The sequence below is a fragment of the Enterobacter dykesii genome (assembly GCF_008364625.2).
GTDB lineage: Bacteria > Pseudomonadota > Gammaproteobacteria > Enterobacterales > Enterobacteriaceae > Enterobacter > Enterobacter dykesii.
This window is the reverse complement of sequence record NZ_CP126604.1, coordinates 3779470-3796447: the sequence shown is the minus strand read 5'-3', so window position 1 is coordinate 3796447 and position 16978 is coordinate 3779470. Positions and strand designations below refer to the sequence as shown.

Here is a 16978-nt window from a genome sequence, read left to right as displayed (position 1 = left end):
ATTCTGTATCGAGTGGTTTTTGGCGGTTTTATTGAAATGATTGGTTATTTGTAAGTGATTGATGAATGGGTGTTTTATTTATATTGTGACAGCTTTGTATATATTTTTAATGTGGTTTGCCCGCCTCAATTAAAGTACTTTCTGGTGCATGTTTGGGAAGTTTCATGACAAAAACTCTTAATGTTTAGGGAAGTGACTTTTCTGCGATTGTTTTTTATTTATAATTAATGGCAGCCATTGAATGATAGTCTACAGGAAGTCTTACTCATCAATGTCTGTATTGAGGGATGTCCAAAGCCAGAATACATTTATCGTTAATATAACAGCGCTATAAAACGAAGGCGGCCTTCTTTGCGAGGGATCGTTCTTGCTTTAATCTAAAAGGGATGGTTAGTGGCAACTTCAATAGTGTTAGTGACTCAGGATCGCTACCTTGTCAGGGGGATGCGGATATTTTTTCCGGATATTATCCTGCTCGACTCGATTGACAGAAACATATTTGATAACGGTGCAGATGAATATTCTGTATTGATTGATAGTCGTTCTCCGCTCCGTTTATATGATTACCTGATACGCCATCCGGCCAGAACGAAAAAAACAATCTGCTGCGTTATGCTCGATATGCGACACCGCGAGGAGAATCTGCTCAGTATGAAGCTGTTTATGAACACGTCGCTGACCGCGCCGGATATGGCGTCGTTATTTAACCTGGTGCTCAATATGAAGGGCAGGCGCCTGACCACGAAGTGGCTGCTTAACTTACGGCTTAGCACGCACGAAGCGATCATGCTGCGGTTGCTGAGGGCAGGGATGTCGATGGAAGCCATTGCCGATGAGCTAAATACGTCGGTCAAAAGCCTCTATCGCAAACGAACGGCGCTCTCGGAACGCCTGGGGGCTGAAAACTTCAACGAGGCGTGTTTGTTTATCTTTAAAAACAAACTGCTGGACGCAGGTGGGAACGATCCCTGGGCTGGGGAGAAACCAAAAGCATAGAACTGACTTGCGGGCGGTATTCTGAGTTTTAAGAAAACTGGACGGTGACGACATCCTTGTTTTAGCTATGGATTTACTCTAGCTCAAAACGAGAGAAAGGACGTTGTAATGGACACGGTTGAAGAGTCTGGTTGGAAATTTTTCTGATGCTACATGATGAGCAAGAATTACTAGATTACATCACTGAGAATTACAGTGACCGTAAATCTCCGGCAAAGAAAGAATGGACCTTCCAGGTGATTTTCTCATACCTGAGTTCGACGGTCTCCATAGGGTTTTCGTTAGGGTTATCGCCTGTAGTCATCGCAGGGGAAATCGACACTATCCTGACGTCTTCAGGCAACATGTTGAAATACTCTTCTTCAAGGCCAGAGTAATTTATCCGATACCACTTTATCATCAGCTGATGACAGGTTTTGACCTGTCGCAACGGCTTTGTACAGGTATGGGCTTGAACAATCGATTTCCTGACCGCTAATCCTCTCTGCGGATAAGGGGGGGTAGATAGCCCTGCCGCCAGTTCCGGGCAGTGGGTGACCAGACGGCCTTCTTTGCGCCAGTTTTGCAGCAGATCTGAGGAACAGGATTTATCGGTACCGTTGTAGCGGACAAGGTGCGCTGACAGGCAGGCGCTAAGCAGGATTATTTCTTCGACGGGCATGGGAGATACCTTTGATAAGGTGCGTGGTAACGCGCTTATCTCGATACCGGCGGATATAAGGTGGCAGAAAATGAGCGGGTGGCGGTTGGATTTTGGGGGAGAGGAAACGCGTATTATAATGAAAAACGAATGGTATCTTCTGCTCTTTAACCCCGTTTATGAACTGCCAGAGGCTAAGCCATGTGTTTTATCCTAAGCGGGTGATACCAGAAGGAGACTCCTGGAAGTGATTGAAAAATTTAAAAGGACGTTAGAAATGAATAAATATCTGTCTGGTCTGTGTGTTGTTTCTTTTTTTTATTTTTCTTCAATAGGTTACGCGCACTCTGCGGGGCTAAATAAAGTTCAGGTTAGTATCAAACCCAGCAGCGCTAATGGAGGATATATCCCGGTAATTTCTGATGCAGATGAAATCGAGCCTTCTGATTTCAGGGAGTCGGATCTACAGGAGATGCAGGATAGCCTGAGGAAGATGAAGTCCGACAACCGCAAAGTCGATGAGCTAACTCAGAAGGTTTTACAGCTTGAGAGAAAGAATTCTGAGCAGGAGAGTAAGATCGAGCGATTGCAAAGAAGCCTTGATGACATGAAGCGGAGCAACGACAACCTTTCAAATCAGGTCAGCAATTTATCCGGCAAAATTAAGTGATAAAAAGAGCCACCGCCTGTATTAACTTACCGGGCTATTAGAGTAAGCGTGCCTGCATTAAAGCCACGCTTATCAGCGCCCAGAAATCGGCCGAAGCCATATAGCAAAAACCCGCCACGAGGGCGGGTTCTTTAAATAGTGGTGCCCGGACTCGGAATCGAACCAAGGACACGGGGATTTTCAATCCCCTGCTCTACCGACTGAGCTATCCGGGCAACGGGGCGCATTAAACCCGATCTGCCCCGTGGCGTCAACGAAAAATGTTGTTTTCGTTACAGACTGCGCAATCTCTCACCATTTCGCCGCATCCTTAAGCGAAAAAGTGCGTCCAGAGCGCAGACAGCGGCATGGCGAGCAGCAATGCGGGCAGCATGTTCACCACGGCAAACATCTTGATTCCACAGATGCGCAGCCCGGTAGCCAGCAGCAGCAGGCCGCCGACGGCGGTGAAGTCTGCCATCATCGCCGGCGTGGTTAGCGGGAGAATCAACGTGGCGCAGGTGGCGAGCGCGAGCTGGATAAGCAGCATCGGGACGCAAATCACCGCCACGGCAACGCCAAGGGTAGTGGCGAAAATGGTGGCAGTGAAGAAATCAAGAAACGCTTTTGCAATCAAAATGCTCGGGTCGCCCGTCATCCCTTCCTGCATCGAACCGAAAATCCCGGTGCCGCTGGCGCAAAACAGAATGATGATGGCGACATAGTTTTGAATAAACGACTCGTGCGTGCCGTGTTTCGCCTTGCCGCCCGGTCGGGCAATCAGGTTTTTGGCTCTGCTCACCGCGCTGTTAATGCCTTTTTCCAGATAGCAAAATTCGCCAATCAGCGCGCCGAGCAGGGTGGCCAGCACCATCACTGGCAGGTTGGCGCATTTGATCACGAGAAGAATACCGATCCCTAACGATGCCAGGCCGAATATTGAGGGCATGGAGATGCGAATACGCTCCGGCAACCGCTGGCTCAGCACGGCGCCGAGTACGCCGCCCATCAATACGGCGCCTGCGTTAATAAATGGCCCGATAACCAAAGTTAACTCCTGTTATTTAATCATTGATATTGCATTATTATGGCACGGCAGGGCTGCGCGAGCCTTAGCTTTGGTTGGTTTCGTGCATACTGATTCCTTCTTGCACCTCAAAATAAAAGGTGACATTATTGCGCGAATTTTCTCCTCCCTGTCTCACCGCCCGGTGAGGGTAACTGCGCCTATGAAAACCATGAAAATTGCCGTCAGCCGCGAGCTGCTCTCCACTGTGTCTACGCACCGCGAAAAGGTGACGCTGGACAGCACTGATTTTACCGATGTGGCGGCCGTCGTCATCACGACAGCTGAAAGTCGCAGCGGCATTCTTGCACTGCTGAAACGCACGGGCTTTCATTTACCGGTGTTTATTTTCTCGCAGGAGCCAACGGACGTACCCGACGGCGCCACCGCGGTCATCTCGGGTAAAGCTCAGGAGTTTCTGGAACTGGAGAGCGCTGCCAGCCGTTACGAAGAGAATCTGCTGCCGCCTTTTTTCGACACCCTGAGCCAGTATGTGGAGATGGGCAACAGCACTTTCGCCTGTCCGGGCCACCAGCACGGGGCATTTTTCAAAAAACACCCGGCAGGGCGACAGTTCTATGATTTCTTCGGTGAGAACGTGTTTCGCGCCGATATGTGCAACGCCGACGTGAAGCTGGGCGATCTGCTGATCCACGAAGGGTCCGCCAAGCACGCGCAAAAGTTCGCGGCAAAAGTATTCAATGCGGACAAAACCTACTTCGTGCTGAACGGCACGTCAGCGGCCAACAAGGTGGTGACCAACGCGCTGCTGACCCGCGGCGACCTGGTGCTGTTCGACCGCAATAACCATAAGTCTAACCACCACGGGGCGCTGATCCAGGCGGGCGCCACGCCGGTTTATCTTGAGGCCGCGCGTAACCCATTTGGCTTTATTGGCGGAATTGACGACCACTGCTTTGACGATGCCTATCTGCGGGATCTTATCCGCGAGGCGGCGCCGGAAAAGGCCGACGAGGCGCGTCCGTTCCGCCTGGCGATCATTCAGCTTGGCACCTACGACGGGACGATCTACAACGCCCGCCAGGTGATCGACAAGATCGGCCACCTCTGCGATTACATTCTCTTTGACTCCGCCTGGGTGGGCTACGAGCAGTTTATTCCAATGATGGCGGAAACGTCCCCGCTGTTGCTGGAGCTGAACGAGAACGATCCGGGGATTTTCGTGACCCAGTCGGTGCACAAACAGCAGGCCGGGTTCTCGCAAACGTCGCAGATCCATAAAAAGGATAACCACATTCGCGGTCAGGCGCGCTTCTGCCCGCACAAGCGGCTGAACAACGCGTTTATGCTGCATGCCTCCACCAGCCCGTTTTATCCGCTGTTCGCAGCGCTGGATGTGAATGCCAAGATCCACGAAGGTGAAAGCGGACGCAGGCTGTGGGCGGAATGCGTCGAGCTGGGGATCGAAGCGCGCAAGGCGATCGTTGCGAATTGCCATATGATCAAACCGTTTATCCCGCCGGTGGTGGCGGGGCGGCCGTGGCAGGATCATCCGACGCACGCCATTGCCAGCGAGCTGCGCTTCTTCAGCTTTGAGCCGGGGGCCAAATGGCACGGCTTTGAGGGCTATGCCCGCGAGCAGTACTTTGTCGACCCGTGCAAGCTCCTGCTGACCACGCCGGGCATTGATGCCGAAACCGGGGAGTACACCGATTTCGGGATCCCGGCGACGATTCTGGCGCACTACCTGCGCGAAAACGGCATCGTACCGGAGAAATGCGACCTCAATTCGATCCTGTTCCTGCTGACGCCTGCCGAAAGCAGCGAGAAGCTGGCGCAGCTGGTGGCGATGCTGGGCCAGTTCGAACAGCATATTGAAGACGACACGCCGCTGGCGGACGTGCTGCCGACGATCTTCCAGAAATACCCGGTGCGCTACCGGGATTACACTCTCCGCCAGCTGTGCCAGGAGATGCACGATCTCTACGTCAGCTTTGACGTGAAGGATCTGCAGAAGGCGATGTTCCGCAAGGAGAGCCTGCCGGAGGTGGTGATGAACCCGCAGGATGCAAACCGGGCCTATATTCGCGGTGACGTGGAGCTGGTTCGCATACGGGATGCCGCAGGGCGCATTGCTGCCGAAGGGGCGCTGCCCTATCCGCCGGGCGTGCTGTGCGTGGTGCCGGGTGAGGTCTGGGGCGGGGCGGTACAGCGTTACTTCCTCGCGCTGGAGGAGGGCGTCAACCTGCTGCCGGGCTTCTCGCCGGAGCTGCAGGGAGTTTACAGCGAGAAGGATGCCGACGGGATTAAGCGGCTGTATGGGTATGTTTTAAGATAGTGCGGGCTGTTGCCCTCACCCTAACCCTCTCCCACAAGGAGAGGGAACGTTTCATCAAACCGCGCTACGCTTGTACATCCTCCTCGGATGCCCAATCTTGCCGTACAGCATCTCCACCGTCAGAAAACCCGCCTCCACGCAGTGTTCCAGATAGCGCCGGGTGGTGGTTTTGCTTAATCCCGTCTCGCTCACCACCTCATCCACGGTAAAGCAGTGCGTTGCCTTGTCGTTGAACAGCGTCTGCACTCGCGCCAGCGTATTTTCCTCAATGCCTTTGCTGCCGTTGTCCAGGCGGTAGTTTTTCGCCTGGAGCTGATACAGCGAATCCACGTTCTGCTGGTCGACAATCTTCCAGACCCTCTGCTGTTCGGCAAACTGCACAAACCGCTCCAGCGACTGGCTGAGCCGCTTCCAGGAGACGGGTTTGAGGATGTAGTCGAACGCGCCGTTGCGAATCGCCTGGCTGCAGGTGTCCATATCGCTGGCGGCAGTAATAAAAATCACCGAGCAGTTGGCGCGGGCCAGCATCGGGTTATTGATAAGCGAGATCCCTTTGCCGTCCGGCAGGTAGTTGTCCAGCAGCATCAGCTGCGGCTGTTTGTTTGCAAGCTCTGCCTGGGCCGCAGCCAGGGACGAGGCAATGCCCACCAGCCTCAGACGTGGATGTTTGCCTATCAGCTCCGCGTGCAGTTGCGCCAGCTCGTTCTCATCTTCAACAATCAGTACGTCGATAAGTTCATGTTGCATAGTCGGTGTCTTCCAGTTGCCGGGCGGTTCCCGTGGCCGGGATAAACAAGGAGAAAATGGCGCCGCGCGGGGTATTATCGGCAACTTCTATCGCGCCGCCAGCCTGTGTGATGTAGCTTTCGATCAGATACAGACCAATCCCATGATCGCCGCGTGTTTTGGTGGTGATGCCGCGTTCAAAGATCCGCTCACGGATCTCGGGCTTGATGCCAACGCCCTGGTCGGCGACTTCAATAATCAGCTCCTGATCGCTAAGTTTAATCAGCACTTCTACCGGCGCATGGGGAAGCGGCGACCGCTGTGTCGCTTCGATGGCGTTATCCAGCAGGTTGCCAATAATTGAAATCAGCTCCTGCTCCCCAAGGGGCTGGAACGGTCTGTCCAGCCGACAGGCCGGGTCGAAATACAGTTCGACGCCTTTCTCCCGCGCGCGGGCAGCTTTCCCCAGCAGCAGGCCGCACAGGGTCGGGGAGCTGAAGCGCGAAGAGATAAAGTCCAGCAGCTCCTGGGCGTGTTCAGACTGCGCCTGAATGTAGCCAATGGCTTCCTCATAGCGGCCCATGTGCAGCAGGCCGGAGAGGGTGGTCATCCTGTTTAACTGCTCGTGGCGCATGATGCGCAGGTTATCGACATAGCGTTTTACCTGGCTGAGCTGGGCGCTCAGCGAGTCGATCTCGTTGCGATCGCGGAAGGTGATCACCCAGCCCTGTAGCGAACCCTCAAGCATGATGTGCACCCGGCTGGCAATCACCGTGAGATCGTTAAAACGGCAAATCTCGTCATGGGTATCTTTCGCCAGCATCGTCTGCATGTCGAAGAACGGGACCGGATCGATTACCTGGCTTATCAGTTGTCCGCGCAGTTCACGGGCGGGCTGGCTCAGGCCCAGCAGCTTGCGCGCCGCCTGGTTGATCACTTCAATCCGCCGCCGATCGTCAATGGCAATCACCCCTTCATAAATAGACTCCATCATCGCCTTCTGCTGGCGCACCAGCAGGCCGATCTCGCGCGGCTCAAGGGAGAAGATCTGCTTCTTGATGCTGCGGGTAAAGAACCAGGAGAAGATAAAGAGAGCGATAAGCAGCAGCACGGCGGCAATCAGGATATTGACCACTTTACTGACGGTAATGGTGTCCAGGTAGCTGGTGAGATAGCCGACCGAAACAATGCCGACCACCTGTCCGGCAGCGTTGAAGATGGGGGCTTTACTGCGCAGCGAAATGCCCAACCCGCCTTTGCGGATTGTGGTAATGCTTTTACCCTGCAATACGGCTTCATTGTCTCCGCCAACCAGGGTTGTGCCCACTCTGTCGGCAAAGACGGAGTGAAAAAGATGCTGGCCCTTATTATCGCCAATCACAATAAAGCTGGCGTCACTGTGCGCAGAAATTTTCTGCATAAAATCATGAATGGCGTTGATATTCTTTTGTTCAACTTCATGACGCAATGTCGGAATAAGCGCAATCTCTTCAGCCTGTATTTTGGCTCGCGTACTCATTTCCTGATAAAGCTGTTTCCCGACGTCGGCATAATAATATCCGCCCAGCAGCGCGAAAAGCACTGAGAAAAAGGCAACCAGCGAAATAAACAGCTTAATCTGGAAGGAGAGTTTCATAACTATCACGCGAGGTAGCAGCAAAGATCGCCAATATATCATCTTTTTTTGCGCTGACGCCCGCTTTGCCGAAAACTTGTGATCCCTTGCACAGCGGGCGCTGTAAAAGAGTTATCCTGAAGGCTAACGTGCTTCGGGCTGCACGAACAAATGTTATTTGTTTGTTCAATTCGGAAAAGAAACCATAAAAACCACGGCAATAAATAAGGTATAAATCACATTAAATAAAAGAAACCATTAAAACCATAGCTGCCATTAAAACTTCGCTTTTAATATGCCATTCCTCACATAAAGTAAGCCTTTGTGACTCTAAGCTGAACGCACAAAATAACCAAGGGGCTTATTATGAGCACAACTGACGATTCTTTCTCTGTTACCCACGACCCGATTGAAATTCAGCGACCTTCGCTCAAAGAGCGCTGGTGGCATATTATGGATACCTGGAAAATTGGGATTATTCCTCTGCCGCTGTTCGTTCTGGCGGGCGCGCTGATTGCGATTGATTGTCTGGGCGGAAAACTGCCGAGCGATATCGTGGTGATGGTGGCAACGCTGGCCTTCTTCGGCTTTGCCTGCGGCGAGTTTGGCAAACGCCTGCCGATTGTCGGCAAGCTCGGCGCGGCGGCGATTTGCGCCACCTTTATCCCTTCCGCGCTGGTCTATTATGGCCTGCTGCCGGACGTGGTGGTCGAGTCCACCACCAAGTTCTACAAATCCACCAACATTCTCTACCTCTACATCTGCTGCATTATCGTCGGCAGCATCATGAGCATGAACCGCACGGTGCTGATTCAGGGCTTCCTGCGCATCTTCTTCCCGATGCTGTGCGGCGAAATCGTCGGCATGCTGGTAGGGATGGGCGTCGGCCTGGCGCTGGGTCTTGAGCCGTTCCAGATTTTCTTCTTTATCATTCTGCCAATTATGGCGGGCGGCGTCGGGGAAGGGGCGATCCCGCTTTCCATCGGCTATGCCACCCTGCTGCACATGGACCAGGGCGTAGCGCTCGGCCGCGTGCTGCCGATGGTGATGCTCGGCGGTCTGACGGCAATCATCATCTCCGGCTGCCTGAACCAGCTCGGTAAACGCTTCCCGCACCTGACCGGTGAAGGCCAGCTGATGCCTAACCGCGTGAATGCCGATGCGACGGTCTCTCAGCCTGCGTTTTCCGGCAAAGCGGACGTCACCACTATCGCCTCCGGCGCGCTGCTGGCGGTGCTGCTCTACATGCTGGGCATGCTCGGCCACAAGCTGATTGGCCTGCCTGCACCAGTTGGCATGCTGTTTATGGCGGTCCTGGTTAAGCTCTGCAACGGCGCCTCTCCGCGCCTGCTGGAAGGCTCTCAGGTGGTGTACAAATTCTTCCAGACCTCAGTGACCTACCCAATCCTCTTCGCCGTCGGCGTGGCCATCACCCCGTGGCATGAACTGGTGGCGGCGTTCACCGTCAGCAACCTGCTGGTGATTGTCAGCACCGTTTCCGCACTGGTGGCAACTGGCTTCTTCGTCGGCAAAAAGATTGGTATGCACCCGATTGATGTCGCCATCGTCTCCTGCTGCCAGAGCGGCCAGGGCGGTACCGGCGACGTGGCGATCCTGACCGCAGGCAACCGCATGAGCCTGATGCCGTTCGCCCAGATTGCTACCCGTATCGGCGGAGCGATTAACGTCTCTGTCTCACTGCTGATTCTGGGCAACTTCCTCGTTTAAGTTTTCAGGAAAGAACAATGAAACTCGCAAGCTTTTTATACCAGGGAAAACGCAGCTACGGCATCGTCCAGGCCGACGGCGTGATTGATTTAGGCCGCCGTCTCGGCGACCGCTACAGCGACCTTAAGGCGCTGCTGCAGGGCAACGGGCTGGCGCAGGCCACCCGCTACCTGAACGATGCCGTGGACGTGCCGATGAGCGCCATCACCTTCTTACCGGTGATCGAGCAGCCGGAAAAGATCCTCTGCGTGGGCATGAACTATGCCGACAAGCGCAAGGAGTTTGACCAGCATAACCCGGCGCCGACGCTGTTTGTCCGTTTTCCGGATTCACAAACCGGCCACAACGAGCCGGTGCTGAAGCCGCGCCACTCCAGCGAATTCGACTATGAAGGCGAGCTGGCGGTGATCATCGGCAAAGGCGGGGAGAACATCAGCCGCGATGACGCCCTGCGCCACGTGGCGGGCTACAGCTGCTACATGGACGGCTCCGCCCGCGACTGGCAGCACACCTGGTTTACCGCCGGTAAAAACTGGCGCAAAACCGGCGCGTTTGGGCCGTGGATGGCGACGGCTGATGAGATCCCGGATCCGCACCAGCTTGCGATCCGCACCTGGCTGAACGGCCGCATGGTGCAGGAAGACAACACCAGCAGCATGATCCACAAGGTTGCGGAGCTGATCGAGTACATCAGCACCTTCACCCGCCTCAGCCCGGGTGATGTGATCATCACCGGCTCCCCTGGCGGCGTGGGTAAAAAGCGCAATCCGCCGCTGTTTATGAAAGAGGGGGATCGCATTGAAGTGGAGATCGAGCATATCGGTCATCTCAGCAACGTGATCGTGGAAGCGCCAGCCGTCGGGCTTGCGGCAGCACACTGAGTAAGGCGGCATGAACAGTCAACCCATCGATTTTCGCCACACCGTCGTGGCGAAACACCCGGAACGCTTAAGCCAGATCCGCTACCTGCTGGCAGACAGCGGCCTTGGCCTGGACAACGACATCACGCTGTTTGTCGAAGCCTGGTCCGGCTCGCAGCTGGTGGGTTGCGCAGGGCTTGCTGCCAACGTCATCAAATGCGTGGCGGTCAACGAGCAGCTTCGCGGCGAGAACCTCAGCGCGCGGCTGCTGGCAGAGGTGGAAAATGCGGCGCTGGAGTGCGGCCATTTTCATCTCTTCCTCTGCACCCGTCCGTGCAACCGGGAGCGCTTTGCCCGCAGCGGCTTCTGGCCGATTGCCCAGAGCGGGAACAACGCGGTGCTGATGGAGAACACCCCGCAGGGGATCGAACGCTACTGCCGTTCCCTGCGCGCGAAGCGCAAGTGCGGGGAGAACATTGGCGCGATAGTGATGAACGCCAATCCGTTCACCCTCGGCCACCGCCATCTGGTTGAGCAGGCGGCGCAGCGATGCGATGCCCTGCACCTGTTCGTGGTGCGTGAAGACGCCTCGTTCTTCCCGTTCAGCGCGCGCCTCGAGATGGTGCGCGCGGGCGTGGCGCATCAGCCGAACGTCGTGGTGCATGAGGGCTCTCAGTACATCATCTCCCGCGCCACCTTCCCGGCCTACTTCCTGAAGGAGACCGGCAAAGTGCAGCAGGCGTGGAGCGAGATCGACGTGATGATCTTCCGGGACTTTATCGCCCCGGCGCTCGGCATCACGCACCGCTTCATCGGCTCGGAGCCGTTCTGCGATATCACCCGTCAGTACAACCAGACGCTGCACGACCTGCTGGCCTCGCATATTGAGGTGGTGGAAATGCCGCGCATCAAGGCCACCGGTAACGCCATATCAGCGTCGGAAGTGCGCCGCTTACTGAAGACACAGCAGTTTTCCCGGATCCGGGAGATTGTCCCGGACTCCACCTTCGCGCATCTCGAAACGCATTACCGTGCGAGTGCGGAAGTCGCTTAACTACCAGGAATTTATCATGAAAATTGTAAGGGAGGCGCTGGCCGGAACGCAGGAGTCCAGCGACCTGATGGTGAAAATCGCTCCCGCTCACGGCGAGCTGGAGATAGTCATCCACAGTGAAGTGATTAAGCAGTTTGGCGAGCAGATTCGCCAGGTGGTCAACGACACGTTGCGCGCCATGAACGTGCACCAGGGATTAATCATTATTGAAGACAAAGGGGCGCTGGACTGTGTGATCCGCGCCCGCCTGCAAAGCGCGCTGATGCGTGCCGCCGATGAACAGGCCATCAACTGGGGGGCGCTGAAATGAGCAAACTCCGCCGCAGTATGCTGTTCCTGCCGGGCGCTAACGCCGCCATGCTTTCCACCGCATTTATCTACCGTCCTGACTCCATCATGTTTGATCTTGAGGACGCCGTTGCCCTGCGCGAGAAGGATACCGCGCGCATGCTGGTGTTCCACGCCCTGCAGCACCCGATGTATCAGGATATTGAAACCGTGGTGCGCATTAACCCGCTCAGCACGCCGTTTGGCCTGCTGGATCTGGAGGCCGCCGTGCGGGCCGGCGTGGACGTGATCCGCCTGCCGAAAACCGACACGCCGGACGATATCTACGAGCTGGAAGGCCACCTCGAACGCATTGAGCAGGAGTGCGGCCGCGAGGTCGGCTCCACCCGCGTGATGGCGGCGATTGAATCGGCCATTGGCGTCATCAACGCCGTGGCGATTGCCCGCAGCTCTCCGCGCCTCATCGGGATTGCGCTGGCCGCCTTTGACTACGTGATGGACATGCAGACCGAGCGCGGCGACGGCACCGAGCTGTTCTACGCCCGCTGCGCCGTGCTGCACGCCGCCCGCGCGGCGGGTATCGACGCCTTCGACGTAGTGTGGTCAGACGTTAACGACGAGGCCGGGTTCCTGCGCGAGGTCGATCTGATCCGCAAGATGGGCTTTAACGGCAAATCGCTGATTAACCCGCGCCAGATTGACCTGCTGCACAACGCCTACGCCCCGACTCAGGAAGAGGTGGATCACGCCAAAAGGGTGATTGAGGCTGCAGAAGAGGGCGAGCGTAACGGCCTGGGCGTGGTGTCGCTTAACGGCAAAATGGTGGATGCACCGATTATTAACCATGCGCAGGTGGTGCTGGAGCGCGCGGCGGCCTCCGGCGTGCGTCGGTAAGGATAAAATAATGAATCAGACTGAACTTCTTCACGTGAATTTTCCCCATCTGCGGGACTTAAAACCCTTTGATACCGCCCACAGCACTACGCCGTGGCTGGCGGACAGCGACGCGAAGCACAGCCGCAAGCTCTGCGCCTCTGTGGAAGAGGCGGTTAAGCGCTGCGGCCTGCAGGACGGGATGACCATCTCCTTCCACCATGCGTTTCGCGAAGGCGACCGGGTGATCAACACCGTTGTGGCGCTGCTGGCGCGCATGGGCTTCAAAAACCTGACGCTGGCCTCCAGCTCGCTGATGACCTGCAACGACGCGCTGATCGAGCATATTGAAAGCGGCGTCATCACCCGGATTTACACCTCGGGCATGCGCGGCAGGCTGGCGGATGCCATCTCCCACGGCCTGATGGACGAGCCGGTGCAAATTCACTCCCACGGCGGGCGAGTGAAGCTGCTCCAGGACGGCGAGCTGAATATCGACGTGGCGTTTCTCGGCGTGCCGTGCAGCGATGAGTTTGGCAACGCCAACGGGACGCACGGTAAATCGTGCTGCGGGTCCCTGGGCTACGCGATGGTGGACGCCCACTTTGCCCGTAAGGTAGTGCTGCTGACTGAAGAACTGGTGCCGTTTCCGAATATGCCCGCCAGCCTGGTGCAGGACCAGGTGGACTACATCGTGCAGGTTGAAAGCGTGGGCGACCCGGCGAAAATCAGCGTCGGCGCGGCGCGCGTCACCAGCAACCCGCGCGAGCTGATGATCGCCCGCTATGCGGCGGACGTGATTGAACACTCCGGCTACTTCAAACCGGGCTTCTCGATGCAGACCGGCTCCGGCGCGGCGGCGACCGCCTGCACGCGCTTTATGGAAGAGAAGATGGAGCGCAGCGGCGTGAAGGCGCGCTTTGCGCTCGGCGGCATCACCGGTAGCCTGGTGGATCTGCACGAGAAGGGGCTCATCGAAAAGCTGCTCGATACCCAGTGCTTTGATGGCCAGGCGGCGGCTTCTCTGGCGCGCAACCCGAACCACGTGGAGATCTCCACCAACGTCTACGCCAACCCCGGCAGCAAGGCGGCAAGCTGCGACCAGCTCGACGTGGTGATCCTCAGCGCGCTGGAAATCGACGTCGATTTCAACGTCAACGTTATCACCGGCTCCGACGGCGTGATGCGCGGCGCGTCCGGCGGACACTGCGACGTGGCCGCCGCGGCAAACCTGACCATCGTCGTAGCGCCGCTGCTGCGCAGCCGCATTCCAACGGTCGTGAAGCATGTCACCACGCGCCTCACGCCGGGCGAAAGCATCGACGTGCTGGTCACCGACCACGGCATTGCGGTCAACCCGGCGCGCCCGGAGATCCGCGAGCGCCTGCTGGAGGCCGGGCTCAAAGTTGTGGATATCAGCGCGCTTTACGAGCGGGCGATTTCCCTGACCGGCGTACCGAAACCGATTGAATTTACCGACAAAATCGTCGGGGTGATCCGCTACCGCGACGGCAGCGTGATCGATACCGTGCGACAGGTAAAGGAGTAGTTATGACAATAGCGACACCCGTGCGGGCGGGTGTCAGCCTGGACGAACTGCTGGCGGCGAAAGATCGCCGCGCGGCGCGCCAGGCTGACTGGCTTACGCACTATCAACAACCGGTGATCTCCCTAACGCTGGTCACGCCAGGGGAAATCAAAGACAGCCTGCGCTATCGCAATACCATGGGCGTGGCGCTGCAGATGTGCGACCAGCTGCTGTGGGAAAACCGCTGGCCGGTGCTGGACCGCCAGGTGCTGTGGCTCCCTACCGGGCCAGAAGCCCTGTGGTGCGTGGCCCATCCCGCGGTGGAAATCAAAGCGCACTGCGCGGAGCTGGAGCAGACGCACCCACTCGGCAGGCTGTGGGATCTGGACGTGATCTGCCCACAGCACGGCCACGTCGGGCGTCAGTCGCTGGGGACGAATCTCAGACGCTGCCTAATCTGCGACGAACCCGCTCATGCCTGTTCCCGTTCGCGCAATCACCCCCTTGAGCAGGTGGTTTCCCGCGTGGAGAAGACGATCGATGACTGGTTTGCTCGCGACTAAACCGCGCCCGGTTGATGTGCCCGCGCTTGCCGAAGCGGCGCTGTGGCAGGAGCTTGAGCTGACGCCCAAGCCGGGGCTGGTGGACAAGCTCAATAACGGTTCCCATCGCGATATGAACCACGCGCTGTTCGTCCGCAGCATCGCGGCGATTACGCCGTGGTTTTCGCGCTTTGCTGAACTCGGTAACGCGCATGCGGATAAACCTGCCGCCGGGCAGCTTCGAATTATCCGCCCGATGGGGATGGCCTGTGAACAGGCGATGTATGCCGCGACGAACGGAGTGAACACCCACAAGGGCGGGATTTTTGCCCTGGGTTTACTGTGCTTCACCGCCGGGCGTGTGAAAAATATCTCCGCAGACAGCCTCTGCTGTGAGGTGAGTAACATCTGCAGCGGGCTGGTGTCGCGTGAGCTGGCCGCGCGCGGCGGACAGGCGACTGCGGGCGAGCGGCAGTTTCATCTGTACGGCTTAACCGGGGCGCGCGGCGAGGCTGAGAGCGGCTTTGCGACGGCGCGTAGGGCGCTGGCGCAGTGGAACGGACAGTCTCTTCACGGCCTGCTGTTACGCCTGATGGCGGTCAATCAGGACAGTAATCTCGTGTCGCGAGGCGGCATTGAAGGGCTGCGCTACGTTCAGGGCTATGCGCGGGAATTACTGGCTAACGGCTGGGATCGCGAGGCGCTGCTTAAGATGGATAAAGCATTGATTGAGCGTAATCTGAGCCCGGGCGGCAGCGCGGATTTGCTGTCGGTGGGGTGGGTGCTGTCGAAATTACCCCTCTCCTGAAAGGAGAGGGGATCGTCATTAATGTGCGACTGGCTGTGCACCATTCGGCACGCGTACATGCTTGTACTTGAACAGCGCGATGAACGCGAAGAACAGCACCAGCGAGTATGCGGCGAAGATCAGCCACACAGGCTGCCAGTTGGTAATGCCATTGGTGGTGTACATCTCAACGACTTTACCGCTTACCACGCCGCCCAGAATACAGCCGAAGCCGTTGGTCATCATCAGGAACATACCCTGCGCGCTGGCGCGGATTTCAGGCTTCACCTCTTTTTCCACAAACACCGAACCAGAGATATTGAAGAAGTCGAAGGCGCAGCCGTAAACGATCATCGACAGCACCAGCAGCACGGTACCGAACGGGCTTGGGTCGCCGTAGGCGAACAGGCCGAATCGCAACATCCACGCCGCGATACTGATCAGCATGACGTTTTTAATGCCGTAGCGGCTCAGGAAGAACGGGATGGTCAGAATGAACAGCGTCTCAGAGATCTGAGAGATGGACATCATCACCGACGCATGTTCAACGATAAAGCTGCCGGAGAACAGCGGGTTGTTATCGAAGCTGTGCAGGAAGGTGTTGCCGAACATGTTGGTGATCTGCAGCTCCGCGCCCAGCAGCATGGAGAAGATGAAGAAGATCGCCATGCGTTTGTTTTTAAACAGCGCGAAGGCGTCCAGGCCAAGCATGGTGCTCCAGCTCTGGTTTTTTTGCTGGTTAGAAACCGGAATGGTTGGCAGCGTCAGGGTGAAGATCGCCAGCACCACGGAAAGCGCCGCACCGATATAGAGCTGCATATGGCTCAGTTCGAAGCCTGCGAAGCTCACGCCCCACATCGCCATGATAAAGCCGATGGTGCCCCAGATACGGATTGGCGGGAAATCGGTCACGATATCCATATCCGCAGACTTCAGGCGGTAGTAGGAGATGGTGTTGATCAGGCCAAGCGTTGGCATATAGGCCAGCGAGTTAAGCAGGATCACCATGAACATCGCCCCTGGCGTGGTCACCTGGGCTGCCATAAACAGCGTCCCCGCGCCCACCAGATGGCAAAGCATGTACAGCCATTTCGCACTCAACCATTTATCTGCCACGATGCCCAGCAACGTTGGCATGAAGACAGCCGCAATACCGAGCGAGCTGTAAACGGCACCGATTGACGCACCATCGAACTTGAGCGTCACAAACATATAGGAGCCGAGTGTAGTCAGCCAGCTACCCCACAGGCAGAACTGCAGAAACGACAAAATTTTAAGCTGCAGCTTAAGGTTCATGTTACTTTCCTCACAAGTGAGCGGGAGATAT

The 16978-nt window shown here is 56.6% G+C and carries 15 protein-coding genes, 1 tRNA gene and 1 pseudogene; 11 read left to right on the top strand and 6 right to left on the bottom strand.

Translation table 11 applies throughout. The features are described 5' to 3' along the window. Positions 1-444: 444 nt before the first annotated feature. On the top strand, positions 445-996 hold the full coding sequence (locus tag F0320_RS18040) for a helix-turn-helix domain-containing protein (protein ID WP_126329437.1): 552 nt from the start codon (positions 445-447) through the stop codon (positions 994-996). 190 nt (positions 997-1186) lie between these two features. On the opposite strand, the pseudogene tssD reads toward F0320_RS18040, so the two are convergent. Beyond that, positions 1187-1657: pseudogene (tssD, locus tag F0320_RS21840) on the bottom strand (type VI secretion system tube protein TssD). Positions 1658-1883: 226 nt separating this feature from the next. On the opposite strand from tssD, the gene F0320_RS18025 reads away from it, so the two are divergent. Beyond that, complete coding sequence (locus tag F0320_RS18025; protein WP_233444761.1) at positions 1884-2306, top strand: hypothetical protein; 423 nt, start codon at positions 1884-1886, stop codon at positions 2304-2306. 139 nt (positions 2307-2445) lie between these two features. Here the strand turns inward: F0320_RS18025 and F0320_RS18020 are convergent. Further along, positions 2446-2521: transfer RNA gene (locus F0320_RS18020), tRNA-Phe, on the bottom strand. Positions 2522-2616: 95 nt separating this feature from the next. Further along, positions 2617-3333 carry a DUF554 domain-containing protein gene (locus F0320_RS18015; RefSeq protein ID WP_126329398.1) on the bottom strand — a complete coding sequence of 239 codons (717 nt, stop codon included), beginning with the start codon at positions 3331-3333 and terminating at the stop codon, positions 2617-2619. 181 nt (positions 3334-3514) lie between these two features. Between F0320_RS18015 and F0320_RS18010 the strand changes: the two genes are divergently transcribed. Beyond that, on the top strand, positions 3515-5650 hold the full coding sequence (locus F0320_RS18010) for an ornithine decarboxylase (RefSeq protein ID WP_126329400.1): 2136 nt from the start codon (positions 3515-3517) through the stop codon (positions 5648-5650). Positions 5651-5704: 54 nt separating this feature from the next. Here the strand turns inward: F0320_RS18010 and F0320_RS18005 are convergent, their stop codons facing one another. Next, on the bottom strand, positions 5705-6397 hold the full coding sequence (locus tag F0320_RS18005) for a response regulator (protein WP_047650157.1): 693 nt from the start codon (positions 6395-6397) through the stop codon (positions 5705-5707). Beyond that, the gene (locus F0320_RS18000; RefSeq protein WP_185807252.1) at positions 6387-8012 is read right to left on the bottom strand and encodes an ATP-binding protein; all 1626 of its coding nucleotides are present in this window, start codon (positions 8010-8012) and stop codon (positions 6387-6389) included. The genes F0320_RS18005 and F0320_RS18000 overlap by 11 nt, the downstream gene beginning before the upstream one ends. A 345-nt stretch (positions 8013-8357) precedes the next feature. Here F0320_RS18000 and F0320_RS17995 point away from each other — a divergent pair, with 345 nt between their 5' ends. The 8 genes from F0320_RS17995 to citG are packed head-to-tail and all read left to right on the top strand — an operon-like array spanning position 8358 to position 15672. Next, positions 8358-9719 carry a 2-hydroxycarboxylate transporter family protein gene (locus F0320_RS17995; RefSeq protein ID WP_149323907.1) on the top strand — a complete coding sequence of 454 codons (1362 nt, stop codon included), beginning with the start codon at positions 8358-8360 and terminating at the stop codon, positions 9717-9719. A gap of 17 nt (positions 9720-9736) precedes the next feature. After that, positions 9737-10600 carry a fumarylacetoacetate hydrolase family protein gene (locus tag F0320_RS17990; RefSeq protein WP_021242089.1) on the top strand — a complete coding sequence of 288 codons (864 nt, stop codon included), beginning with the start codon at positions 9737-9739 and terminating at the stop codon, positions 10598-10600. 10 nt (positions 10601-10610) lie between these two features. Continuing rightward, the gene (citC, locus tag F0320_RS17985) at positions 10611-11633 is read left to right on the top strand and encodes a [citrate (pro-3S)-lyase] ligase (protein WP_126329402.1); all 1023 of its coding nucleotides are present in this window, start codon (positions 10611-10613) and stop codon (positions 11631-11633) included. A 16-nt stretch (positions 11634-11649) separates the two neighbouring features. Continuing rightward, positions 11650-11943: a citrate lyase acyl carrier protein gene (gene citD, locus F0320_RS17980; RefSeq protein WP_008499773.1), complete on the top strand. Its 294-nt coding sequence runs from the start codon at positions 11650-11652 to the stop codon at positions 11941-11943. Further along, the gene (citE, locus tag F0320_RS17975) at positions 11940-12815 is read left to right on the top strand and encodes a citrate (pro-3S)-lyase subunit beta (RefSeq protein WP_023306921.1); all 876 of its coding nucleotides are present in this window, start codon (positions 11940-11942) and stop codon (positions 12813-12815) included. The genes citD and citE overlap by 4 nt, the downstream gene beginning before the upstream one ends. A gap of 10 nt (positions 12816-12825) precedes the next feature. Further along, complete coding sequence (gene citF / locus F0320_RS17970; protein ID WP_126329404.1) at positions 12826-14343, top strand: citrate lyase subunit alpha; 1518 nt, start codon at positions 12826-12828, stop codon at positions 14341-14343. A 2-nt stretch (positions 14344-14345) separates the two neighbouring features. After that, a complete protein-coding gene (citX, locus tag F0320_RS17965) occupies positions 14346-14885 on the top strand; it encodes a citrate lyase holo-[acyl-carrier protein] synthase (RefSeq protein WP_047650164.1) in 540 nt (179 codons plus the stop codon). Beyond that, complete coding sequence (gene citG / locus F0320_RS17960) at positions 14863-15672, top strand: triphosphoribosyl-dephospho-CoA synthase CitG (protein ID WP_047650165.1); 810 nt, start codon at positions 14863-14865, stop codon at positions 15670-15672. The genes citX and citG overlap by 23 nt, the downstream gene beginning before the upstream one ends. Positions 15673-15690: 18 nt before the next feature. On the opposite strand, the gene F0320_RS17955 is transcribed toward citG, so the two are convergent. After that, complete coding sequence (locus tag F0320_RS17955; RefSeq protein ID WP_047650166.1) at positions 15691-16947, bottom strand: nucleoside permease; 1257 nt, start codon at positions 16945-16947, stop codon at positions 15691-15693. Positions 16948-16978: the final 31 nt, after the last annotated feature.